At 71.2% G+C, this 23,281-nt stretch carries 18 protein-coding genes; 6 read left to right on the forward strand and 12 right to left on the reverse strand.

All coding sequences use genetic code 11. The annotated features are described in order from the left end of the window. The first annotated feature begins 23 nt into the window (after window positions 1-23). Window positions 24-1,589: a metallophosphoesterase family protein gene (locus tag ABZ453_RS26315; protein ID WP_359018292.1), complete on the forward strand. Its 1,566-nt coding sequence runs from the start codon at window positions 24-26 to the stop codon at window positions 1,587-1,589. Between the two features lie 53 nt (window positions 1,590-1,642). Here ABZ453_RS26315 and ABZ453_RS26320 read toward each other — a convergent pair whose 3' ends face one another. Next, window positions 1,643-1,774 carry a hypothetical protein gene (locus ABZ453_RS26320; RefSeq protein WP_020121043.1) on the reverse strand — a complete coding sequence of 44 codons (132 nt, stop codon included), beginning with the start codon at window positions 1,772-1,774 and terminating at the stop codon, window positions 1,643-1,645. A 312-nt stretch (window positions 1,775-2,086) separates the two neighbouring features. Here ABZ453_RS26320 and ABZ453_RS26325 point away from each other — a divergent pair, with 312 nt between their 5' ends. Then, complete coding sequence (locus tag ABZ453_RS26325) at window positions 2,087-3,037, forward strand: NADP-dependent oxidoreductase (RefSeq protein ID WP_359018295.1); 951 nt, start codon at window positions 2,087-2,089, stop codon at window positions 3,035-3,037. Here the strand turns inward: ABZ453_RS26325 and ABZ453_RS26330 are convergent. The 4 genes from ABZ453_RS26330 to ABZ453_RS26345 form a co-directional block, all read right to left on the reverse strand. Continuing rightward, the gene (locus ABZ453_RS26330) at window positions 3,034-3,843 is read right to left on the reverse strand and encodes a class I SAM-dependent methyltransferase (RefSeq protein ID WP_359018297.1); all 810 of its coding nucleotides are present in this window, start codon (window positions 3,841-3,843) and stop codon (window positions 3,034-3,036) included. The genes ABZ453_RS26325 and ABZ453_RS26330 overlap by 4 nt on opposite strands. Further along, the gene (locus ABZ453_RS26335) at window positions 3,840-4,664 is read right to left on the reverse strand and encodes an alpha/beta fold hydrolase (RefSeq protein WP_359018299.1); all 825 of its coding nucleotides are present in this window, start codon (window positions 4,662-4,664) and stop codon (window positions 3,840-3,842) included. Before ABZ453_RS26335 ends, ABZ453_RS26330 begins: the two co-directional genes overlap by 4 nt. A gap of 64 nt (window positions 4,665-4,728) precedes the next feature. Continuing rightward, the gene (gene pruA / locus ABZ453_RS26340) at window positions 4,729-6,360 is read right to left on the reverse strand and encodes an L-glutamate gamma-semialdehyde dehydrogenase (protein ID WP_359018301.1); all 1,632 of its coding nucleotides are present in this window, start codon (window positions 6,358-6,360) and stop codon (window positions 4,729-4,731) included. A 53-nt stretch (window positions 6,361-6,413) separates the two neighbouring features. Further along, window positions 6,414-7,340 (reverse strand): proline dehydrogenase family protein, encoded by a 927-nt coding sequence (locus ABZ453_RS26345; RefSeq protein ID WP_359018303.1) that lies wholly within the window; start codon window positions 7,338-7,340, stop codon window positions 6,414-6,416. Window positions 7,341-7,485: 145 nt separating this feature from the next. On the opposite strand from ABZ453_RS26345, the gene ABZ453_RS26350 reads away from it, so the two are divergent. Further along, window positions 7,486-9,135, forward strand: coding sequence for a helix-turn-helix domain-containing protein (locus ABZ453_RS26350; protein ID WP_359018305.1), 1,650 nt, complete (start codon window positions 7,486-7,488; stop codon window positions 9,133-9,135). A gap of 90 nt (window positions 9,136-9,225) precedes the next feature. Then, window positions 9,226-9,690, forward strand: a complete 465-nt coding sequence (locus ABZ453_RS26355) for a hypothetical protein (RefSeq protein ID WP_359018307.1) — start codon at window positions 9,226-9,228, stop codon at window positions 9,688-9,690. A 154-nt stretch (window positions 9,691-9,844) separates the two neighbouring features. On the opposite strand, the gene ABZ453_RS26360 is transcribed toward ABZ453_RS26355, so the two are convergent. Continuing rightward, entirely contained in the window at window positions 9,845-10,417 is a 573-nt protein-coding gene (locus ABZ453_RS26360) for a TetR/AcrR family transcriptional regulator (protein ID WP_359018309.1), read from the reverse strand. Between the two features lie 97 nt (window positions 10,418-10,514). Between ABZ453_RS26360 and ABZ453_RS26365 the strand changes: the two genes are divergently transcribed. Beyond that, entirely contained in the window at window positions 10,515-12,020 is a 1,506-nt protein-coding gene (locus tag ABZ453_RS26365; protein ID WP_359018311.1) for an MFS transporter, read from the forward strand. Between the two features lie 60 nt (window positions 12,021-12,080). On the opposite strand, the gene serA is transcribed toward ABZ453_RS26365, so the two are convergent. From serA to ABZ453_RS26395, 6 genes are all read right to left on the reverse strand, one after another. Beyond that, window positions 12,081-13,670, reverse strand: coding sequence for a phosphoglycerate dehydrogenase (gene serA / locus ABZ453_RS26370; protein ID WP_133046712.1), 1,590 nt, complete (start codon window positions 13,668-13,670; stop codon window positions 12,081-12,083). A gap of 232 nt (window positions 13,671-13,902) precedes the next feature. Beyond that, entirely contained in the window at window positions 13,903-14,901 is a 999-nt protein-coding gene (gene ilvC / locus ABZ453_RS26375) for a ketol-acid reductoisomerase (RefSeq protein WP_359018313.1), read from the reverse strand. Between the two features lie 108 nt (window positions 14,902-15,009). After that, window positions 15,010-15,534 carry an acetolactate synthase small subunit gene (ilvN, locus tag ABZ453_RS26380; RefSeq protein WP_133046710.1) on the reverse strand — a complete coding sequence of 175 codons (525 nt, stop codon included), beginning with the start codon at window positions 15,532-15,534 and terminating at the stop codon, window positions 15,010-15,012. Between the two features lie 22 nt (window positions 15,535-15,556). After that, window positions 15,557-17,401 (reverse strand): acetolactate synthase large subunit, encoded by a 1,845-nt coding sequence (locus ABZ453_RS26385; protein WP_359018316.1) that lies wholly within the window; start codon window positions 17,399-17,401, stop codon window positions 15,557-15,559. Between the two features lie 231 nt (window positions 17,402-17,632). Continuing rightward, window positions 17,633-20,629, reverse strand: a complete 2,997-nt coding sequence (locus ABZ453_RS26390; RefSeq protein ID WP_359018318.1) for an EAL domain-containing protein — start codon at window positions 20,627-20,629, stop codon at window positions 17,633-17,635. 440 nt (window positions 20,630-21,069) lie between these two features. Further along, on the reverse strand, window positions 21,070-22,020 hold the full coding sequence (locus ABZ453_RS26395) for a 2-hydroxyacid dehydrogenase (protein WP_359018320.1): 951 nt from the start codon (window positions 22,018-22,020) through the stop codon (window positions 21,070-21,072). Window positions 22,021-22,096: 76 nt separating this feature from the next. On the opposite strand from ABZ453_RS26395, the gene ABZ453_RS26400 reads away from it, so the two are divergent. Beyond that, window positions 22,097-23,095: an aldo/keto reductase gene (locus tag ABZ453_RS26400; protein ID WP_359018322.1), complete on the forward strand. Its 999-nt coding sequence runs from the start codon at window positions 22,097-22,099 to the stop codon at window positions 23,093-23,095. Window positions 23,096-23,281: the final 186 nt, after the last annotated feature.

The raw sequence follows: 23,281 nt of genomic DNA on the forward strand, positions 1-23,281 counted from the left end.
ATTCGCCGGGAAGGGTCACTCTCATGGACACACCCGATGTCGGCATCCCGCCGCGGCTCGCGCGCCGGATGAGCATGGCCGAGCAGCACGAGTACCTGCGGACGAGGCTGATGCCCCGCCGCACACTGGTGACGGCCGGCGCGGTGGCCGCGGGCGGACTGCTCGCGGGCTGCGGTGGCGGCGGCACGGGTTCGCGGGGTACGACGACCCCGTCGCCCTCCGCCTCCGCGGTGCACGGCTCCGTCGTCTCCCCCTTCGGCCGCCACCTCGCCTTCGGCGCCGACCCGAAGACACAGATGCGGGTGTCCTGGCAGGTGCCCCTCGCGGTGCGCAAGCCGTTCGTGCGCATCGGTCTCAGGCCCGACGACCTGAGCCGGCGGATCACGGCCGAGGTCCGCGGCCTGCACACCCCCGGCGTCACGGGCGTGCGACCGGCGCTGCAGCAGTACTACCTGCACGCGGCCCTGGACGGTCTGCGCCCCGGGACGACCTACTACTACGGCGTCGGTCACGAGGGCCTCGACCCCGCCGCCCCGGCCCACCGCAGGACCATCGCGAGCTTCCGCACGGCCCCCGTCGGCCCCGAGAGGTTCGTCTTCACGGCCTTCGGCGACCAGGGCGTCAGCCAGGCCGCGGACGCCAACGACCATGTCCTGCTGGGCCGGAAGCCCGCCTTCCACCTCCACGCCGGGGACATCTGCTACGCCGACACCAACGGCCAGGGAAAGAAGTCGGACGGCTACGACCCCGCCTACTGGGACCTGTTCCTCAAGCAGAACGAGCCGGTCGCGCGATCGGTCCCCTGGATGGTGACGACCGGCAACCACGACATGGAGGCCTGGTACTCACCGGACGGCTACGGCGGCCAGCTCGCCCGCTGGTCCCTCCCCGACAGCGGCTTCGACGCGCGGACGGCGCCCGGGGTGTACGCGTTCACGTACGGCAACGTCGGCTTCGTGGCGCTGGACGCCAACGACGTGTCGTACGAGATCCCCGCCAACTTCGGCTACACGGGCGGGAAGCAGACGAGGTGGCTGGACGACAGGCTGAGTGCGCTGCGCTCGGCGAAGGACGTGGACTTCGTCGTCGTCTTCTTCCACCACTGCGCCTACTCGACGTCCGCGCACGCCTCCGACGGCGGGGTGCGTGCCGAGTGGCTGCCGCTGTTCGCCAAGCACCAGGTGGACCTGGTGATCAACGGTCACAACCATGTGTACGAGCGGACGGACGCCGTCCGCGACGGCGGGGTGGGCAGGGCGGTCCCGATCGGCGCGTCGACGGACCCGACCAAGGACGGGACCGTGTACGTCACGGCGGGCGGCGGCGGCCGGGATCTGTACGGCTTCCCGCCCGGGGTGAAGGAGAGCTACGAGGGCCATGTGACGCGGCACGACTCCGTGCCGTCGTTCCGGTGGACGAAGTCCCACGCGGAGCAGCCGGAGAGCGTGGAGTGGTCCCGGGTGCGCTACCGGGGCTTCTCGCTGCTGTCCGTGGAGGCGGAGAGCGGCGCGCGGCCGGTGCTCAGGGTGTCGGCGCTGGCGCAGAGCGGTGAGCGCATCGATCACTTCGAGGTGCGGCGCGGGACATGAGCCCGCGCCGCACCTCATGCGGGTGCGGCTCCCGGTATCAGGGGTATTGCCGTTCAGTGACCGGTCGAACCGCCGTTGTCCCTGCGGTCCAGGGCGCGCTGGAGGGCGGCTGCGGCGTTCTTGCGGTCGGACTCGCTCGTACGGGAGGTGTGACGGACTCGGCGGCGTGCGGTCGTCTCGGCCATGGGGAATCGACTCCTTCGACATCGGGGAGTGCGGAAAAGGGGTTACGAGACGCCGGTTGGGCGGGGAGCGCAGCCGCAGGGGTTGCCTGCACGGGGCGCGCTCACGACCGCCATTCGCTTGGTCGAGCGAGACGTTCGGCTTCTACAAAGTTAAGTGAGGAGACCCGGTCTGTCTCCACAATTACTCGGACTTCCTACTATCTGAGACGGCGGATCGGGTCACACCCCGCTGACCTGCGATGTCACCCGGGGTGTCCGTCCCGGTCCGTCGGCGCCACGATGGAGGGAAGCGACGGCCCCGGAGGAGACCCGATGGCACCACAGCAGTCCCGCACGCAGGTGATCACCCAGCGCCGTTTCGGGGGGCCCGAGGTACTGGAGGCCGAGGAGCGGCCGCGGCCCGAACCCGGCCCGGGCGAGGTGCTGGTACGGGTCCGGGCAGCGGGTGTCGACGCCGTCGACCTGCTGGCGCGCTCCGGAACGGCCCCCGTGTACGGCGACCCTCCGTTCACCCTGGGCCACGACGTCTCCGGCGTGGTGGAGGCGGCCGGCGAGGGCGTGACCCGCTTCCGTCCCGGCGACGTGGTCTTCGGCAGAATCGACGCCGGCGCCTACGCCGGCCATGTCACCGCCCCCGCCGCCCGTCTCGCCCCCAAGCCGGCCACGCTCGACCACATCCACGCGGCCGCCGCCCCGACGGCCGCCCTCACCGCCGGGCACGCCCTGCTCGACATCGCCCGGGTCGGGCCGGGCACCCGGGTGCTGATCCACGCGGCGGCCGGCGGCGTGGGCCACACCGCGGTGCAACTGGCCAAGGCGGAGGGCGCGTACGTGATCGGCACCGCCCGCGCCGACCGGCACCCCTTCCTGCGTGACCTGGGCGCCGACGTACTGATCGACCCCATGACCGCCGACTTCACCGACGCCGTGCACGACGTCGACGTGGCCCTGGACCTGATCGGCGGCGACTACGGCCCCCGCACCCTCGGCACCCTCCGCCCGGGCGGCCTGCTGATCTCCGCGGTCCCCGGCGACCTGGGCCTGGCCCCGGAGGACGTCGAGGCGCGGGGAATGCGGTTCGCGCTCGTCGAGGCCCAGCCCTCGGGCGAACGGCTCGCCAGGATCACCGCCCTCCTCGCGGACGGCCGCATCCGCGTCCACGTCGGGGCGGCACTACCCCTGACGGAGGCGGCCAAGGCCCACCGGCTCGCCGAGGCGGTCCGCACCGAGGGCGCACTGGTGCTCGTCCTGCCGTCGGACTAACCGGCGGCCCTGCGCCCGAGTTCGTACGCGAAGTCGATCGTCTCGGTCAGGCCCGCGTGCCGGCTCAGCGCGTGCCGCAGGTCCGCCTCGAAGTCCTCTGCCCGGTCGCCGAGGGCCGCCCTGGACAGCACCGACGTCGAGAAGACGTTGCCGGCCAGCGTCCCGGGCGTCCAGGTGTGCGGGGCCGCGAAGGAGAACTTGCCGAGGACCTCGAACCCCGCCTCCTCCAGCACCTCCCGGTCCGGAACCCGCCGGCGCTCCTCCTCGGCGCCCGCCGGGATCCGCTCGTACCCTCCCGCCCGGTCCATCCAGCGCGTGACGACCTCGGCCAGGTCCCGCTGCCAGGGCAGCGCGCCGCGCCACGGACTCTCCGACCAGAGCAGTGCCAGACGGCCGCCGGGCCGCAGCCAGCCGTGGGCGCGTTCGGCGATCCGGTGCCGGGGCAGCCGGTGGAAGGCGTTGCCGATCGCGACCAGGTCGAACGCCCCGTCCGGGACGGCCAGTTCCTCGGCGCACGCGACCAGCGCCCGCACATCCGTCGCTCCGGCGGCCTTCTCCCGGACCACCTCGATCATGTCCGGTTCCTGGTCCACGGCCCACACCTCGTCGAAGAACTCCCGTACGGCGAAAGCGATCTGGCCGGTCCCGCAGGCGAGGTCGAGGGCCCGGCCACCAGGGTCCGCGGCACCGCGCCGAAGGAGATCGGCGATCAGTTCGCCGGGGTACGGCACGCGGAAGCGGTCGTAGTCGAGGGCGGTCCCCCGGTACAGGTCGCGGCGGAAGGCCGGTCCGTCCCCGGCGTTCACAGCACCGCCTTCAGCGCGTCCCGGAAGCCGTCGGGGTCCTCCACCCACGGCAGATGCCCGGCATCCCGGAGGATCACCCGGCGCCCCCGGGGCAGGGCACGCTCCAGCGAGTCCACCGCCGAGCGCGGCCGGATGTCCTCGGCGCCGTCGACGATCAGTACCGGCAGGTCGAGGGCCGCGCAGGCGTCGTGCAACTCGGGCGTGCCCCAGGTCCGTTTCGTCTCGGCGTTCAGCGCGCTGCCGCACTCGACGGCGATACCGAACCAGGGATCCGCCATCCGCTCGGCGTGCGCCAGGGCCCGCTCCCGGTCCTGGAACTCGACGGACCACTGGAGTACCGCCCGTTCCCGGCTCTCCCGGGGCAACTCCCGCCAGCGGGCGAGCCGTTCGGGGTGCTCGCCGAGCCGGGCGAGGAGGCCCCGTTCGTAGTCGTCGTGCCAGTCCGTCGTGGGGCCGATGCCGGTGCCGGACACGTACACCAGCACGCTCACCCGCTCGGGACGGGACAGGGCGTAGCTCAACGCCAGTTGCGCGCCCCAGGAATGGCCGAGCAGCGCCATCCGCTCCAGGCCGAAGTGCCGTCGTACGGCGTCCAGATCGGCCGTGAAGCGGTCGGTGGTCCAGGGGCCGGCGACCCGCTGCGAGCGTCCGCAGCCGCGCTGGTCCCAGTGGACGACGGGGGTGACGTCGGCCAGCAGGTCCGCCAGGTCACCGAACATGTCCCACAGCCCGGGGCCGCCGTGACACAGCACCAACGGGCCCCCCGGACCCGACCTCGCCGCCCACAGCCGTACGCCGTCGTCCGTGATCACGGTCTCCATGACCGCCAGTGTGCCGAACGGGCCGGATCCGTGACAGACCCGGCCCGTTCGGTTCCCGCGGGGCTCAGCCCATGTGCGGGTAGGTGTAGTCGGTCGGCGGGACCAGCGTCTCCTTGATGGCGCGGGTCAGGGTCCAGCGCAGCAGGTTCTGCGGGGCGCCGGCCTTGTCGTTGGTGCCGGAGGCGCGGCCGCCGCCGAAGGGCTGCTGGCCGACGACGGCGCCGGTCGACTTGTCGTTGATGTAGAAGTTGCCGGCCGCGTAGCGGAGCTTGTCCATCGTGTACGCCGCCGCCGCACGGTCATGGGAGATGACCGAGCCGGTGAGCGCGTAGTCGGAGACCGACTCCATCTGGGTCAGCATCTCCTCGTACCGGTCGTCCTCGTAGACGTGCACGGCGAGGAACGGGCCGAAGTACTCGGTGCGGAACACCTCGTTCTCCGGGTCGTCGCACTCGACGACCGTCGGCCGGACGAACCAGCCCACCGAGTCGTCGTAGGTGCCGCCCGCGACGATCGTGCACGCCGGGTCGGCCTTCGCGCGGTCGATGGCCGCCTTGTTCTTCTCGAACGCGCGCTCGTCGATGACGGCGCCGATGAAGTGGGACAGGTCGGTGACGTCCCCCATGGTCAGCCCGTCGACCTCAGCGGCGAACTCCTCCTTGAACCCGGAGTTCCAGATGGAGGCCGGGATGTAGGCGCGGGAGGTCGCGCTGCACTTCTGGCCCTGGTACTCGAAGGCGCCACGGGTGAGGGCGGTCTTGAGGACCGCGCGGTCGGCGCTCGGGTGGGCGACCAGGAAGTCCTTGCCGCCGGTCTCGCCGACCAGACGCGGGTACGAGCGGTACTTCTCGATGTTGTTGCCGACCGTCTTCCACAGGTACTGGAAGGTCTTGGTGGACCCGGTGAAGTGGATGCCGGCCAGGTCGCGGTGCTCGAGGGCGACCTTGGAGACCTCGATGCCGTCGCCGGTGACGAGGTTGATGACGCCCTTCGGCAGGCCAGCCTCCTCCAGCAGCCGCATGAGCAGCACGGCGGCGTGGGTCTGGGTCGGGGACGGCTTCCAGACGACGACGTTGCCCATCAGGGCCGGGGCGGTGGGCAGGTTGCCCGCGATCGCGCTGAAGTTGAAGGGCGTGATCGCGTAGACGAAGCCCTCCAGCGGACGGTGGTCCAGCCGGTTCCAGACACCCGGGGAGTTGGCCGGGGGCTGCTCGGCGAGGATCTGCCGGGCGTAGTGGACGTTGAAGCGCCAGAAGTCGACCAGCTCGCAGGGGGCGTCGATCTCGGCCTGCTGGGCGGTCTTGGACTGACCGAGCATGGTGGACGCGGCGATGGTCTCGCGCCAGGGACCGGCGAGGAGTTCGGCGGCCCTCAGGATGATCGCGGCGCGGTCGTCGAAGGACATCGCGCGCCACGCCGGGGCGGCGGCGAGGGCGGCGTCGATGGCGTCCCGCGCGTCCTGCTGGGTGGCGTGCGCGCCGGTGCCGATGACGGCCTTGTGGTTGTGCGGCTGCACGACCTCAAAGCGCTCACCGCCGCCGAGCCGCTTCTCGCCGCCGATGGTCATGGGCAGCTCGATCGGGTTCTCGGCCAGCTCCTTGAGCCTGGCCTCCAGCCGGGCCCGCTCGGGCGTACCGGGGGCGTAGCCGTGCACCGGCTCGTTGACGGGGGTGGGGACCTGGGTCACAGCGTCCATGGGATCCGTAACTCCTTGATGTTGAGCGGGTGTTGCGAGCGGGGGGGCGGGGCTCAGCCCGTGCTGACCATGCTGCGGACGAAGAAGCGCAGGTTCGCCGGCTTCTCCGCGAGGCGACGCATGAAGTAGCCGTACCAGTCGGTGCCGTAGGCGGTGTAGACGCGCATGCGGTGGCCCTCGGCGGCGAGGCGCAGGTGCTCGTCACCCCGGATGCCGTAGAGCATCTGGAACTCGTACTCGTCCCGCTTACGGCCGGCGCGGTGGGCGAGTTCCTGGGCGATGGCGATCAGACGCGGGTCGTGGGAGCCGATCATCGGGTACCCCTCGCCCTCCATGAGGATCTTCAGGATCCGCACGTACGCCTTGTCGATCTCGTGCTTCTGCTGGTACGCGACCTCGGCGGGCTCCTTGTACGCCCCCTTCACCAGCCGCACCCGGCTGCCGGCCGCGGCGAGTCGGCGGGCGTCGGCCTCGGTGCGGAAGAGGTAGGCCTGGATCACGCAGCCGGTCTGCGGGAAGTCCTTCCGCAGCTCCTCGTGGATGGCGAACATCGAGTCGAGGGTGGTGTGGTCCTCGGCGTCGAGCGTGACGGTCGTCCCGATGGCTGCGGCGGCCTCGACGACGGGCCGGATGTTGGTCAGGGCCAGCTCGTGGCCGTTGTCCAGGGCCTGCCCGAACATCGACAGCTTCACGGACATCTCGGCGCGGGTGCCGAGCTCCAGCTCCTTCAGCCGGTCGACGAGCGTCAGATAGGCGTCCCGGGCGGCGGCGGCCTGCTCGGGCCGGGTGATGTCCTCGCCGACGACGTCCATGGTCAGCTCCAGACCCCGGGACGTGAGATCACGGACGATCGGCACGATCTCCTCGACCGTCTCGCCCGGGATGAAGCGCTCGACGACCTGCTTGGTCACCGGGGCCGCCGAGATCAGACGTCGCATCCGGTCGCTGCGCGACGCGGCAAGAATCACGGGACCCAGCACGGGGCACCTCCACAGACCAGCGGATAGAACCACCGTGAACCTAAGGTTCCCCCCGATCGTGGGCCATCGACAGCTGTCACGCATCCGTGCCACAGATCTCAGACAGATGTATGAAGGCGAGCCCCTTGTGCGGGAGAATGCCCCTGTGACGGCGGATTACCTGAGCGGTGACTACCAGGAGCTGGTCGACGAGATCTCGGAGCTGCTGGGCGCGCCCGCGACGCTGGAGAACCGCGACTTCGAGCTGATCGCCTTCGGCGCGTACGACAGTGAGGGCGAGCTGGACGCGTCGGCGCTGGACCCCGTGCGCACCCGCTCGATCCTCACCCGGCGCTCCACGGCCGCCGTCCGTACCTGGTTCGAGGGCTTCGGCATCACCAGGGCGACGGGCCCGGTCCGCATCCCGCCGACGCCGGAGGCCGGGGTCTACCGGGGACGGATCTGCCTCCCCGTACGTCATCGCGGAGTGGTCCTCGGCTACGTCTGGCTGCTGGACTCCGATCCGGGCCCCTCCGACGGGCAGCTGGCAGGCGCGATGGACGTGACCGTCCGTATCGGCGCGCTGCTCGCGGACGAGGCGCAGCACGGGGCGGATCTGAGCCGGGAGCTGCGGGCGGTGCTGGTCGCCGAGCGCGACTGGCAGCGGGACATGGCGCTGGCGGAACTGCGCACCGCGCTGGGTGCGCGCGCCGACGGCCACCACACGGTGGTCTGCGTGGCCCCCTGGCCGTCCGCCGACCCGGACGAGGCACCGTCGGTACGCACGGTGCCGGGCGCGACGGCCCTGTGCACGGTGCCGTGGGGAGCGGCGTCCCAGTCCCTGGCCCTGCTCGTCAGACTGCGCTCGCCGAACGTACTGACCCCGGCGACGTCGGCTGCGACACGGCTGCTGGAGCGGGCCCGGCTGATGGAGGGGGGCGGCGCGGTCGGTGGCGAAGGCGGAAGGTGGGGAGGTGCGGCGACCGCGCTGGGCGCCGGTGACACCGCCTCCCGGCAAGGAGGCGGCGGCAGGAGCACGGGGGGCTGGCCCAGTGGTGCGGCCGGAGGCGGGCCGGGAGGTACGCCAGCCGGACGGGAGGCCGACGGCGAGGCGGCAGCGGGCGCGGCAGGACCGGCAGGTAGGGCAGGTGCGGCAACCGGCGCCGACGGCAGAACGGCCGGCGGGCGCTCGGCAGGTGCGGCAGCCGAGAGCGGCGGTAAGGCGGCCGCCGGTCGGTCGGCAGGCGCGGCAGGCGCGGCAGGCGCGGCAGGTGCGGCAGGTGCGGCAGGCGCGGCAGCCGAGAGTGGCGGTAAGGCGGCCGGCGTTCGGTCGGCAGGCGCGGCAGGCGCGGCAGGTGCTGCTGCAGCCGGAGGCGGCGGTAAAGCCGGCGGTGCGCGGGCAGGTGGTGCCGCGGCCGGGGTCGCCGTTGCCCGGGCGGGGCTCGCGGAGCTGGGGGCGGCCTGGCAGGAGGCCTCCGCGGCGGCGCGGGCCGCGCTCGCGGAGCCGCGGCTGGGCCCGGTCGCCGAGTGGGCGCACATCGGCCCGTACCGCCTGCTGACGTCCCTGCCGCCGGACTCGGCCCACGACCCGGCCGTGGACGCCCTGCTCTCCCCCGCCCACCACGAACTCGCCCGCACCGCCGAGGTCTACCTCGACCGCGCCGGCCAGGCGGGCCGCACGGCCGCCGAACTGGGCATCCACCGTCAGACCCTCTACTACCGCCTCTCCCGCGTCGAACAGCTGACGGGCCTCGACCTGGACGACGGCGAGGACCGCCTGCTGCTGCACATGGCGTTGAAGGGGGCGCGCCTGTAGGCCGGTCGGCGGAACGGTGACCCACCTGACGTGCGGTGCGTCCGCGGTGTGCCGACGCTGGTGTTCCCACCCCTGAACGGAGGACACCGCATGGGCGGTCCGATCAGCGCGGCCCACACGGCCCGCGTCCTGGAACACCTCGTTCGCACGCACCCGGACGCCCTCGACGGGCTCGACGGGCTCACCCCGCTCGGCGACGGGCCGCGGCGGGAGGCCGAGTTCTGGGGCGCCGTCCGCCGCACGGTCGGGCAGATCGCGCAGGGCACGATCGTGGCGGAGGAGACCGGCCGCAAGGGCCATGACCTCCTCAGATCGGCGGTCGACGACTTGTGCGGCACGCCCCCGCACCGCGAGATCCCCTGGCCCAAGCGCTGGCCGCATCCGGGGGTACCGCCCAACCCGGTCGGCCCTCAGGCCGTGACGCCCGCGGTCCAGGCCGTGGCGGCGCTCGTGTTCCAGTCGTATGCCGACCGCATCGCCGACAAGTCCCTCAGCGGCGCCTTCGGCGAGGCGGCCGACACCCTCCTCGCCGCCTCGCTGCGCAGCTCCTGGTGATCTGGTCTTGAGTTCACGTTTCGCCACGTGAGTCGTCGTTCGTTTCAGATTGTGGTTTGGGCCGTGACGGCGGCTGGCGGCTGCGGTCTGCTGGAGGAGTGGGCCGTAGTGATGCTGGGAGCGCCCGTCCCCGGGCTGCGGGACCTGCGGCCGGTCAGCTCCCGCTGACGCCCTCGATCACCTGACGCAGACCTTCGGTGAGCACGTCGGCCTCGGGCGCGGTCTTCGGGTCGAAGGTCCACTGCGAGATGAGCCCCGACATCAGGGTCATGTAGAAGCGGCCGAGGGTGTCGGCGGTCTCGTCCGAGACCTCCTCCTCCGGCACGCCCTGCATCAGCGAGACCAGCCCCCGACCGCCCTCGCGCTGCGCGCGCGACAACTGGTCGCGGACCTCGGGCAGCCGGTCGCCCATGGTCATGACCTCCATGCTGAGCGGCCACATCGAGCCGGGTTGCCGCAGGGAGTCGACGATGTTCGACCAGACCTCCCGGAACCGCTCCAGGGAACCGGGCGCGGCCGTGATCCCGGCGTCCCCCTCGAAGGACATCTCCTCCACCAGCGCGATGTACGCCTGGGCGAGCAGCGCGTCTTTCGACCCGTAGTGGTAGCCGATCGAGGCGAGGTTGGTCCCCGACTCCTTGACGATGTCCCGCGCGGTCGTGCGCAGGAACCCCTTCTCCAGCAGGCAGCGCTTGGCGCCCTCGAGCAGATCCTCACGGTGTCCCATGCCCACCACCCTACCGCCGATCCATACAGCCGTCCCATACGAGCGACTTACACAAGCGTTCTAGACAAGCGTTTAATACGTGCGTACAGTCACTGCCATGACGAACCCGACGGGCACCACCACAACCCCGGCCGGCACCCTCGCCGGTCGCCGCGAATGGACCGCACTGGGCGTGCTGATGCTCCCGCTGCTGCTGGTCTCGATGGACGTCTCGGTCCTGTACTTCGCCATCCCCGCGATCAGCGCGGACCTGGAGCCGAGCGGCACGCAGCAACTGTGGATCTTCGACATCTACGCCTTCGTGCTGGCCGGCCTGCTGATGACGATGGGCTCGCTCGGCGACCGCATAGGCCGCCGCAAGCTGCTGCTGATCGGCGCAGCGGCCTTCGGCACCGCCTCCGTCGTCGCCGCCTACGCCGACAGCGCCGAGACCCTCATCGCGGCCCGCGCGGTCCTCGGCGTCGGCGGTGCGACGCTGATGCCGTCGACGATGGCGCTGATCCGCACCATGTTCACCGACGCCGGCCAGCGCGCGAAGGCGATCGGCATGTGGTCCGGCGTGATGACGGCCGGCATCGCGCTCGGCTCGGTGATGAGCGGTGTCCTGGTCCAGTACTTCTGGTGGGGCTCGGTCTTCCTGGTCAACCTGCCGGCCATGGCGCTGCTGCTGGTGCTGGGCCCGTTCCTGCTGCCGGAGTCGCGCGACCCCGCCCCCGGCCGCTTCGACTGGCTGAGCGTCCCGCTGTCGATGGCCGCCGTGCTCCCCGTCATCTACGGTCTGAAGGAGATCCCCTCCGAGGGCTGGCACGCGCAGTACGTCGTCTCGATCACCGTGGGCCTGCTCTTCGCCGCGGCGTTCGTCCACCGCCAGCGCACCGCGGCCTCACCGATGATCGACCCGGCCCTCTTCCGGGGCCACGGCTTCGCCCCCTCGGTCGTCCTCAACCTCATCGGCTCGTTCGCCATGATGGGCTCGGCGTACTTCACCACGCAGTACCTGCAGTCGGTGCTCGACAAGAGCGCGATGGAGGCGGCCCTGTGGGCGCTCCTCCCCTCGGTGCCGATCGGCATGACGGCCCCGATGGCGACCGCCCTGGTCCAGCGAGGCGTCAACCGTGCCCATGTCGTCACCGCCGGCTTCGCCATCGGCGCCTGCGGCTACGGGATGCTGGCCTTCACGGACACCGACTCCCTCTGGCTGGTCCTGGCCGCGTGCGGCGTCCTCGCCTCCGGGATCGTCATGGTCATCTCCCAGATCACGGACCTGGCGCTGAGCAGCGCCCCGGTGGAACGGGCCGGCTCGGCGTCCTCCCTGATGGAGACCGGCGGGGAGTTCGGCGGCGCGCTGGGCATGGCGGTGCTGGGATCCATCGGTACGGCGATCTACCGGCACGACATCCCGGCCTCGGCCCCGGACGCGGCCCGCGAGACGCTGGGCGGGGCGCTGGCGGTCGCCGACCGGGTGCCGGGACTGGCGACAGCGGCGCGGGAGGCGTTCACCAACGGCATGCAGGGCGCGGCCGTCGCGGGAGCGGTGCTGCTGGCGGGAGCGGCGGCACTGGCGGCGAGGGCGCTGCGGGGGATTCGGGTCGACGACAAGTGAGCGACACGAAGGGGGTCCGGCCGACCGACGTCGGCTGGACCCCCTTCGCGTTGTCGAGCGTCAGACCAGGTTCACGGACCGAGCGAACGTCGCCCCGATCTCCGCTTCCACCTCGGACAGCACCCCGGCCGGGACCGTGTCGTCCACGGTCAGCACGGCCAGCGCCTCGCCGCCGGCGACCGAGCGGGACACCTGCATGCCGGCGATGTTGATGCCCGCCTCGCCGAAGATGCGGCCGACCGTGCCGACGACACCGGGACGGTCCTCGTACCGCAGCACCACCATGTGGTCGGCGAGGGCCAGGTCCACGTCGTACTCGCCGACGGCGACGATCTTCTGCAGGTGCTTCGGGCCGGCCAGCGTGCCGGAGACCGACACCTCCTCGCCGCTGCCCAGCGTGCCGCGGACGGTGACCACGTTGCGGTGGTCGGTCGCCTCGGAGCTGGTCGTCAGCCGGACCTCGACGCCACGCTCCTGGGCGAACAGCGGGGCGTTGACGTACGAGACGGTCTCGTCGACGACGTCCTCGAAGACACCCTTGAGGGCGGACAGCTCCAGCACCTTCACGTCGTGCTGGGTGATCTCGCCGTACACCTCGACGTCGAGGCGGACCGCGACCTCGCCCGCGAGCGCGGTGAAGATGCGGCCGAGGCGCTCCGCGAGCGGCAGACCCGGCTTGACGTCCTCGGCGATGACACCGCCCTGGACGTTCACCGCGTCGGGCACGAGCTCACCGGCGAGGGCGAGGCGCACCGAGCGGGCGACCGCGATACCGGCCTTCTCCTGGGCCTCGTCCGTCGACGCGCCGAGGTGCGGGGTGCACACGACCTGGTCGAACTCGAAGAGTGGGGAGTCGGTGCAGGGCTCCTTGGCGTAGACGTCGAGGCCGGCGCCTGCGACCCGGCCCTCCTTCAGCGCCGAGTACAGCGCCTCCTCGTCGACGATCCCACCGCGCGCGGCGTTGACGATCCGCACGCTCGGCTTGACCTTGCGCAGCGCCTCGTCGCCGATCAGCCCGAGGGTCTCGGGGGTCTTCGGGAGGTGGACGGTGATGAAGTCGGAGACCTCGAGGAGCTCGTCCAGTGACAGCACCTTCACGCCCATCTGCGCGGCGCGGGCGGGCTGGATGTAGGGGTCGTAGGCGACGACCTTCATCCCGAAGGCGGACATGCGCTGCGCGACGAGGGCACCGATGCGGCCCAGGCCCACGACACCCAGCGTCTTCTCCGCGAGCTCCACGCCCGTGTACTTGCTGCGCTTCCACTCGCCGTTCTTCAGCGCGGCGTTGGCCTGCGGGATGTGGCGGGCGGTGGCGACGAGCAGACCGCAGGCCAGCTCGGCGGCGGTCACGATGTTCGAGGTGGGGGCGTTGACGACCATCACGCCGGCCTTGGTGGCGGCGGAGACGTCGACGTTGTCCAGGCCGACGCCGGCTCGTGCGACGACCTTGAGCTTGTGCGCGGCGGCGATGGCCTCGGCGTCCACCTTGGTGGCGGAGCGGATCAGGATGGCGTCGACGTCGGCGATGGCCGGGAGCAGTTCGGCTCGGTCCGCTCCGTTGCAGTGCCGGATCTCGAAGTCCGGGCCAAGCGCGTCCACGGTCGCGGGCGACAGCTCTTCAGCGATGAGTACGACGGGTTTCGAGCTCACGTGAGTCCTCACAAGTCCAATGCGGACGGCCGTCCCGACGGCCGCAGGCGGTGGAGGTTGGCTAGCCGCGTGGAAGACGCACGACGCTGTGGGCCTGACGCGTATGTAGTACGGCAGTGTAGTGGCGCGAGGGGGGTCGTCCTGCGCCTGTGCGGAAGGATCACCCGTCCGTGATGCGACGGGTTGGACAAAGGGGCCGGAGCGGCGCGCTCCGACCCCTTGTCCCTGAGGCTTACGCCTCCTCGTCCACCCAGCTCATCAGCTTGCGGAGCTGCTTGCCGGTGGTCTCCAGCAGAGACTCGGCATCCTTCTGCTTGTACTCGTTGTACTTCTTCAGACCGCCGTGGTACTCGGCCATCCACTCACGTGCGAAGGTGCCGTCCTGGATCTCGGCGAGGACCTTCTTCATCTCGGCCTTGGTGGCGTCGGTGATGATCCGCGGGCCGGTGACGTAGTCGCCCCACTCGGCGGTCTCGGAGACGGACCAGCGCATCTTCTCCAGGCCGCCCTCGTACATGAGGTCGACGATCAGCTTCAGCTCGTGCAGGCACTCGAAGTAGGCGATCTCCGGCTGGTAGCCGGCCTCGGTCAGCGTCTCGAAGCCCGCCTTGACCAGCGCCGCGGTACCACCGCAGAGGACGGCCTGCTCACCGAACAGGTCGGTCTCGGTCTCCTCGGTGAAGGTCGTCTTGATGACGCCGGCGCGGGTGCCACCGATGCCCTTGGCGTACGACAGGGCCAGCGCGAAGGCGTTGCCCGACGCGTCCTGCTCGACGGCCGCGATACACGGAACGCCGCGGCCCTCCTCGTACTGGCGCCGGACCAGGTGACCCGGACCCTTGGGGGCGACCATGCAGACGTCGATGCCGGCCGGGGGCTTGATGAAGTCGAAGCGGATGTTCAGACCGTGGCCGAAGAACAGCGCGTCGCCGTCGTTGAGGTTGTCCTTGATGGACTCCTCGTAGACCTGGGCCTGGATCGGGTCCGGCACCAGGATCATGATGACGTCGGCCTCGGCGGCGGCCTCCGACGGCGTCACCACGCGCAGGCCCTGCTCCTCGGCCTTGGCCTTGGACTTGGAGCCCTCGTGCAGACCGACACGGACGTCGACACCCGAGTCACGCAGCGACAGCGCGTGGGCGTGGCCCTGGCTGCCGTAACCGATGACCGCGACCTTGCGGCCCTGGATGATGGACAGGTCGGCGTCGGCGTCGTAGAACAGCTCGGCCACTTTGGGTTCTCTCCTTGGGTGCAGGTGTTGCGTCCCACCGTATGACGGCGGGCGGAAGGGAAGTTTCGGGGTCTCGGTATACGGGCGGCCGAAACCGCCCGTACAGCCTTACGCGCTGCGGTCGAGGGCGCGCAGCGACCGGTCCGTGATCGAGCGGGCGCCGCGGCCGATCGCGATCGTGCCGGACTGGACGAGCTCCTTGATGCCGTACGGCTCCAGCATCTTGAGCATGGCCGAGAGCTTCTCGCTGCTGCCGGTGGCCTCGATCGTGACGGCCTCCGGGGAGACGTCGACGGTCTTGGCGCGGAACAGCTGGACGATCTCGACGATCTGCGAGCGCGTCTCGTTGTCGGCCTTCACCTTCACCAGAACGAGTTCGCGCTGAACCGCGGAACCGGGCTCCAGCTCGACGATCTTCAGGACGTTGACCAGCTTGTTGAGCTGCTTGGTCACCTGCTCCAGCGGGAGGTCCTCGACGCCCACCACGATGGTGATGCGGGAGATGTCGGGGTGCTCGGTGACACCGACCGCGAGCGAGTCGATGTTGAAGCCGCGGCGGGAGAAGAGGGCGGCGATCCGGGCCAGGATGCCCGGGGTGTTCTCCACCAGGACCGAGAGCGTGTGCTTGGACATGGTCTTTTTACGTCTCTCTCGCTCAGTCGTCTTCGTTGTCGCCGAAGTCGGGGCGGACGTCCCGGGCGGCCATGATCTCGTCGTTGGAGGTGCCGGCGGCGACCATCGGCCACACCATCGCGTCCTCGTGGACGATGAAGTCCACGACGACGGGGCGGTCGTTGATGGAGTTCGCCTCCTCGATGACCTTGTCCAGGTCCTCCGGGGACTCGCAGCGCAGGCCCACACAGCCCATGGCCTCGGACAGCTTCACGAAGTCCGGCACGCGCGTGCCGCGGGCGTCCGGGTTGACGTCGTCCGGGCCGGAGTGCAGCACGGTGTTGGAGTAGCGCTGGTTGTAGAAGAGGGTCTGCCACTGGCGGACCATCCCGAGGGCGCCGTTGTTGATGATGGCGACCTTGATCGGGATGTTGTTCAGGGCGCAGGTGGTGAGCTCCTGGTTGGTCATCTGGAAGCAGCCGTCGCCGTCGATCGCCCAGACCGTCCGGTCCGGCACGCCGGCCTTGGCGCCCATCGCGGCCGGGACCGCGTAGCCCATCGTCCCGGCGCCGCCGGAGTTGAGCCAGGTGGCGGGCTTGTCGTACTGGATGAAGTGCGCGGACCACATCTGGTGCTGGCCGACGCCCGCGGCGAAGATCGTGCCCTCGGGGGCGAGCTGTCCGATCCGCTCGATGACCTGCTGCGGGGACAGCGAGCCGTCGTCGGGCAGGTCGTAGCCGAGCGGGTAGGTGTCGCGCCAGCGGGTGAGGTCCCTCCACCAGGCGCTGTAGTCGCCCTGGTGGCCCTCGCTGTGCTCCTTCTGGACGGCCTGGATGAGGTCCGCGATGACCTCGCGCGCGTCACCGACGATCGGCACGTCCGCGGCGCGGTTCTTGCCGATCTCGGCCGGGTCGATGTCGGCGTGGACGATCTTGGCGTACGGGGCGAAGCTGTCCAGCTTGCCGGTGACGCGGTCGTCGAAGCGGGTTCCGAGGGCGACGATCAGGTCGGCCTTCTGCAGCGCGGTGACGGCGGTGACCGCACCGTGCATGCCCGGCATTCCCACGTGCAGCGGGTGGCTGTCGGGGAATGCGCCGAGCCCCATCAGGGTGGTGGTGACGGGCGCTCCGGTGAGTTCGGCGAGGACCTTCAGCTCGGCGGTGGCGCGGGCCTTGATGACGCCGCCGCCGACGTACAGGACGGGCCGCTTGGCCTGGGTGATCAGCTTGGCGCCCTCGCGGATCTGCTTGGCGTGCGGCTTGGTCACCGGGCGGTAGCCGGGCAGGTCCATCACCGGCGGCCAGGAGAAGGTGGTCTTCGCCTGGAGGGCGTCCTTGGCGATGTCGACCAGCACCGGGCCGGGCCGGCCGGTGGAGGCGATGTGGAAGGCCTGCGCGATCACGCGCGGGATGTCCTCGGCCTTGGTGACCAGGAAGTTGTGCTTGGTGATCGGCATCGTGATGCCGACGATGTCCGCCTCCTGGAAGGCGTCCGTGCCGATCGCCTTGGACGCCACCTGCCCGGTGATCGCCACGAGCGGCACCGAGTCCATGTGGGCGTCCGCGATGGGCGTGACCAGGTTGGTCGCGCCGGGGCCCGAAGTGGCCATGCAGACACCGACCCTGCCGGTGGCCTGCGCGTAGCCGGTGGCCGCGTGGCCGGCGCCCTGCTCGTGCCGGACCAGGACGTGGCGCACCCGGGTCGAGTCCATCAGGGGGTCGTACGCGGGAAGGATGGCACCGCCGGGAATGCCGAATACCGTGTCGGCCCCGACCTCCTCGAGAGAGCGGATGAGGGACTGCGCACCCGTGACGTGTTCGGGGGCGGACTGCTGTCCTCCGGATCGGGGCCGCGGCTGCGGATGGGCCCCGGTGGCCTGCTCGGTCATCGTCAGTCTCTTCTCGATGCTGAGGGTTTTTGCGAGGTTTGTGCGGTGTTCGACTGCTGCACGAAAAGTGCCTGTGCAACAAAAAACCCCTCGTGCCGTAAGGCAAGCGAGGGGAGCGCGCCGGGTGGAGGTCGCTGAGCGATGGTGGGCTCAGCGTCAGCCGACGCGCTTTCCAAGTACGAGAATTCGGGTGCGCATGGCACTGACCCTCCCCCCGACGCGCACCACGTGTCAAGTGGGTGGGACGGGAGTCTCATTATGTGAGCGCAGGGCGGTTCCGCCTCCCAGAACGGCGGCCACACCTCCTGTGTACACCCCGGCTCCGCCTCCTGCGAAGGCGGGCTCAATGGGGCTGTGCGGGACCGGATAGTGGCCGGATCCGAGCGCTCTGCGCAGCCGGTACTCGTCCAACGGGCCCGAGAACGCCATGCCCTGTCCATGGGTGCAACCCATCGCGCGCAGGGCGACGACCTGTTCGGGCAGATCCACGCCGTCGGCCACGGACTGCAGCCCGAGGTCGGTGGCGATTCTGAGCAGCCCGCTGGTGATCTTGTGCAGCCGCGCGGACTCGACGACGCCCTCGACCAGACCGCGGTCGAGCTTCAGTACGTCGACGGGGAGTCTGCGCAGTGCCGTGATCGCCGCGTAGCCGCTGCCGAAGCCGTCCAGGGCGATCCGTACGCCGTGCCGGCGCAGGGCGCCCAGTCTGCGCTCCAGCTCGTCCAGGGAGACCCGCGGATCCATGTCGGACAGCTCGATCACCAGGGACCCGGACGGCAGTCCGTGCCGGGTCAGCAGGGCCTCGATGGAGCCGGCCGGCATCGAGCGGTCCAGCAGGCGTCGGGCGCCGACCCGGACGGCGACGGGCACGGCGAGCCCCGTCGCGGTGCGCTCGGCGGCCTGTTCGACGGCCTCCTCCAGCAGCCAGCGGCCCAGCTCGGCCGTCCGGTCGTTGTCCTCGGCGACCCGCAGGAACTCGGCCGGGGTGAACAGCACCCCCTGCGAGGAACGCCAGCGCGCCTGGGCCTCGACCGATGTGATCCGGCCGTCCTCCAGACAGACCACGGGCTGGTGCAGCAGCGTGAACTCGCCGTCGTGCAGCGCGGCACGCAGGCGTGTGGCCAGCTCCGCCTTGCGTACGACGTCCTGCTGCATCTGGGGCGCGTACAGCTCGACGCGGCCCTTGCCGCCCGCCTTGGCGCGGTACATGGCGAGGTCGGCGTTGCGCAGCAACTCGCCCGCCCCGAGGCCGGGTTCGGCGAAGGCGACGCCGATGGAGGCGGCCACCCGGACATCGTTGCCGTCGATGAGGTAGGGCTGCGAGAGCGTGATCCTGAGGCGGTCGGCGAGCTCCAGGATGTGACGTTCGCGCGCGGTACGGTCCCGGGCACCGTCGCCGACGATCAGGGCCGCGAACTCGTCGCCGCCCAGCCGGGACGCGGTGTCGCCGTGCCGGACCGCGTCCTGGAGTCTGCGGGCGGCCTGGACGAGCAGTTCGTCCCCGGCCTGGTGCCCGATCGTGTCGTTGACGGCCTTGAAGCCGTCGAGGTCGATGAAGAGGACGGCCGTCCCGCGCAGATGGGCGCCCCGGTCGGAGGCGCGACGGCCGGACACGGCCTGCTGGACCCGCTTGGTGAACAGGGCTCGGTTGGGCAGGTCGGTGAGCGGGTCGTGCTCGGCGTTGTGCTGCAACTGCGCCTGAAGCCGCACTCTTTCGGTCACGTCCCGGCTGTTGAAGATGAGGCCGCCGTGGTGGCGGTTGACGGTGGACTCGACATTGAGCCAGCCGCCGTCACCGGAGCGGAAGCGGCACTCGATGCGGGTGGTGGGTTCCTCCTGGGGGCTGGCGGCGAGGAAGCGGCGCACCTCGTGCACCACGCAGCCCAGGTCCTCCGGGTGGATGAGGCCGGCCAGTTCGCTGCCCACCAGTTCCTCGGCGGGGCGTCCGTAGACCCCGGCGGCGGCCGGGGAGACGTACCTCAGCACGCCGCTGGGCGCGGCGATCATGATGACGTCGCTGGAGCCCTGCACCAGGGAGCGGAAGTGGTTCTCCTTCTGCGCGAGTTCCTGGGTGAGGGTGATGTTGTCCAGGAGCATGATGCCCTGGCGCATCACGAGGGCGAGCACCACCGTGCCGCCGGTGATGAGCACGACGCGGTCGACGCTGCGGCCGTTGAGGACGTTGTAGAGGATCCCCAGGGTGCAGACGGCGGCGGCGAGGTAGGGCGTGAGGGCGGCCAGGGAGCCGGCGATGGGCCGGGCGGCCGGGTACCGGCCGTGGTCCTCCCCTTGCGCGGGCGCGTGGTGGGGGTGGGTGCCGCCGCGCCGGCCCGGCAGGTGCTCGTGCACCACGCGCGTGTGGCCGTCGTTCTCCTCCGGACGCATGTGCCGGGGCGCGGCCCAGGGTGCGTACGCGAGGAGCAGCGAGCCGGCGAACCAGCCCGCGTCGAGCAGCTGGCCCGAGTGGTAGTGGTCGCGCAGCAGCGGCGAGGTGAACAGGGCGTCGCACATCACCGTGAGCGCGAGGGCGCCGATGGCGGTGTTGACGGCCGTGCGGTTGACCGCCGAGCGCCGGAAGTGCAGCGCAAGCACCATGCTGACCAGGGCGATGTCCAACAGCGGGTACGCCAGCGACAGCGCGGTCCGCGCCACGCTCGGCCCGTCGAACTTGGCCGCCTGGGCGAGCGCGAGACTCCAGGACAGGGTCAGCAGCGAGCCGCCGATCAGCCAGGCGTCCAGTCCCAGGCAGACCCAGCCGGCCTTCGTCACGGGCCGCTTGGCGAGCACCAGCAGCCCGACGATGGCGGGCGGCGCGAAGCAGAGGAAGAACAGGTCGGCGTAGCTGGGACTGGGCATCTGCTCGTCCAGGACCACCTCGTACCACCCCCAGACCGCGTTGCCCAGGGCCGTCATGGTCGAGGAGAGGGCGAACAGCAGCCAGGCGGGTCGAAAGCGGATACGGGGGTTGCGGGCGTACAGGAAGCAGGACACGGCGGCGGTCGCGGCCGCCGCGGACAGGCCGAAGTCACCCATGATCAGCGCGAGTTCGCCCGAACCCCAGTCGAGCGCGGAACCGACGGCGTATCCCGCGCAGACCAGGGCCAGGACGAGTTGGCGGACCAGGGTGCTGCCGGCACCGGTGATCGGCGGCCGGGGTGAGCGCCCCGGCGAGGGCTGTGCCCGCACCGCTCCGTCCAGGGTGGTCGTGAGAGGCGGCGGCGAGGTCACCGGGTCCTCCCGGTCCGCGCTGCTCCCGCGTCCCGCGGGTTCCGGTGCGCTGGGTGCGCATGCCCCCTGCGGCTGCTGTGCCTGCGGTGATGGTGGTTGTTCCGGCAGCCGTGATTGCTGTGGTGACCGCGTCTGCGCGCGGCCGCGCGCCAGGGTCGCCGCCGGCGGCCCCGCCGCGTCGGATCGCTCGTCCATAGGCCGTGCATCGCCCGTCGCCCCCCTCACAGTCTGAAATGTCCGTCCCCGGCGCCGAACGGTGCGCGGCGCTGCCCCTGCTCGGGACGATACACCAGTCTCGTCACTCAGGGACATAGTTCCTCTACGCTCCGTGACGACCAGCAGCGATGCGAGCACGTACCGCGTCCGGAAGATTGCGGAGCGTACCGGAAGCGGATGACGCGCCGGTCGCGCGCCCGCGCTCGACAGCGCCCGCTCGTGCGCTACGCGCCGGTCGAACCCGTCGTAAGGATCACGTTGGCGAGGGGTTCACGGTTCACAAAACGTGTCAGCTGGTTGACGATGAGTTGCTTCGCGCGGGGCAGGAACGCCGAGGTGGGTCCCCCGACATGGGGGCTGATGAGCACGCCGGGCGCCTTCCACAGCGGGTGCTCGCGGGGCAGCGGCTCGGGGTCGGTGACGTCGAGGGCGGCGGTGATGCGGCCGCTCTCCAGCTCGGCGAGGAGCGCCTTGGTGTCGACGACGGGTCCGCGCGCGACGTTGACGAGGAGCGCTCCGTCCTTCATCCGGGCGAGGAAGTCGGCGCCCGCCAGGCCGCGCGTGGACTCGGTCAGGGGCGTGATCAGAACGACGACGTCCGCCTCGGGCAGCAGCCGGGGCAGATCGGTGAGCGGATGCACGGGGCCGCGCTCCGTGGTGCGCGCGGAGCGCGCGACGCGCACCACCCGCGCGACCTCGAAGGGCACGAGCCGGTCCTCGATCGCGGATCCGATCGAGCCGTACCCGATGATCAGCACGCTCTTGTCGGCGAGCGCGGGCCGGAAACCGCCGCGCCACTCCCCCAGTTCCTGACCTCGTACGAAGTCGGGGACACCGCGCAGGGAGGCGAGGATCAGCGTGAGCGCCAGCTCGGCGGTGCTCGCCTCGTGCACCCCGCGCGCGTTGCACACCTGGACGCCGGGGCGCAGGTGCTTCAGGCCCGGTTCCAGGCTGTCGATGCCGGCCGACAGCGTCTGGACCACCTGGACGGAGCCGAGTTGCGGCAGCGGGCGGACGACGACCTCGGCGGGCTTCATGTAGGGGACGACGTAGAAGGAGCAGTCGGCGGGGTCTGCGGGGAATTCCTTCTCACCGTTCCAGAAGCGGTACTCGGGCCCGTCCGGGAGACCCTCGATCTCGTCGGGCGGGAGCGGAAGCCACACGTCAGCAGTCATGTCAGGAGGCTATGTCAGGCCGGTGGAGGCGCAGAGGTTAGGTTGGGGGATCCGTAAGAAGGAGGGTCACGAGCAGGTGGAGCGCAGGACGATGGGCGCGGGGGCCCTCGCCGTGGGGGCCGTCGGCCTGGGGTGCATGCCGATGAGCTGGGCGTACAGCGGCTCGCGGCAGCGCGGCGAGGAGTCGCTCAGGGCGGTGCACCGGGCGCTGGACGCGGGCTCGACGCTCCTGGACACGGCGGACATGTACGGCCCGTTCACCAACGAGCTGCTGGTGGGGCGGGTGTTGAAGGAGCGGCGCGCGGACGCCTTCGTGTCGACGAAGGTGGGGCTGCTGGTGGGTGAGCAGCACATCGTGGCCAACGGCCGCCCCGGCTATGTGAAGCGGGCCTGCGACGCGTCGCTGCGGCGCCTGCAGACGGACGTGATCGACCTCTACCAGTTGCACCGCGCGGACCCGGAGGTCCCCGTCGAGGAGACGTGGGGCGCGATGGCCGAGCTCGTCAGGGCCGGGAAGGTCAGGGCGCTCGGGCTGTGCGCGGTCGGGGCGCGGGGCGGGCGGCGGTCGGGGGGCCGGCTGCACGACGCGACGATCCGGCAGCTGCGGCGGGTCCAGCAGGTGTTCCCGGTGAGCGCGGTGGAGGCCGAGCTGTCGGTGTGGTCCGCGGAGGCGCTGGAGTCGCTGCTGCCGTGGTGCGAGGCGCGCGGCGTCGGCTTCCTGGCCGCGATGCCGCTCGGCAACGGCTTCCTGACCGGCACCCTCACCCCGGGCGAGGGCTTCGAACCGGACGACGTGCGCGCCCGCCACCCCCGCTTCACCGCGGAGATGATGGCCGCCAACCAGCCGATCGTGGCCGGTCTGCGCCGGGTCGCGGCCCGGCACGGCGAGGACGTGACCGCGGCCCAGGTCGCGCTGGCCTGGGTGCTGGCCCAGGGCCGGCACGTGGTTCCGGTGCCGGGCACCAAGCAGGAGCGGTGGGCGGCGGAGAACGCGGCGGCGGCCGGCCTGCGCCTGACGCCGGAGGACCTGACCGAGGTGGCGGGGCTACCGGGCGCTCTGGGGTCGTGGGACTGAACCCAGGAGCACGGCCGTGACAGCGCTCGCCGACGGTCGCCGATGGGCTCCGGGCGATCGAGAGTCCGAGCCAGCGACGCAACCGCGACCCCGCTCGCCGACAATCACCGACAAGCCCCGGCCAATCGACAGCCCAAGCCAACGACGCAACCGCGACCCCGCTCGCCGACAATCACCGACAAGCCC

The organism is Streptomyces sp. NPDC005799 (genome assembly GCF_040630525.1).
Lineage (GTDB): Bacteria > Actinomycetota > Actinomycetes > Streptomycetales > Streptomycetaceae > Streptomyces > Streptomyces griseorubiginosus_B.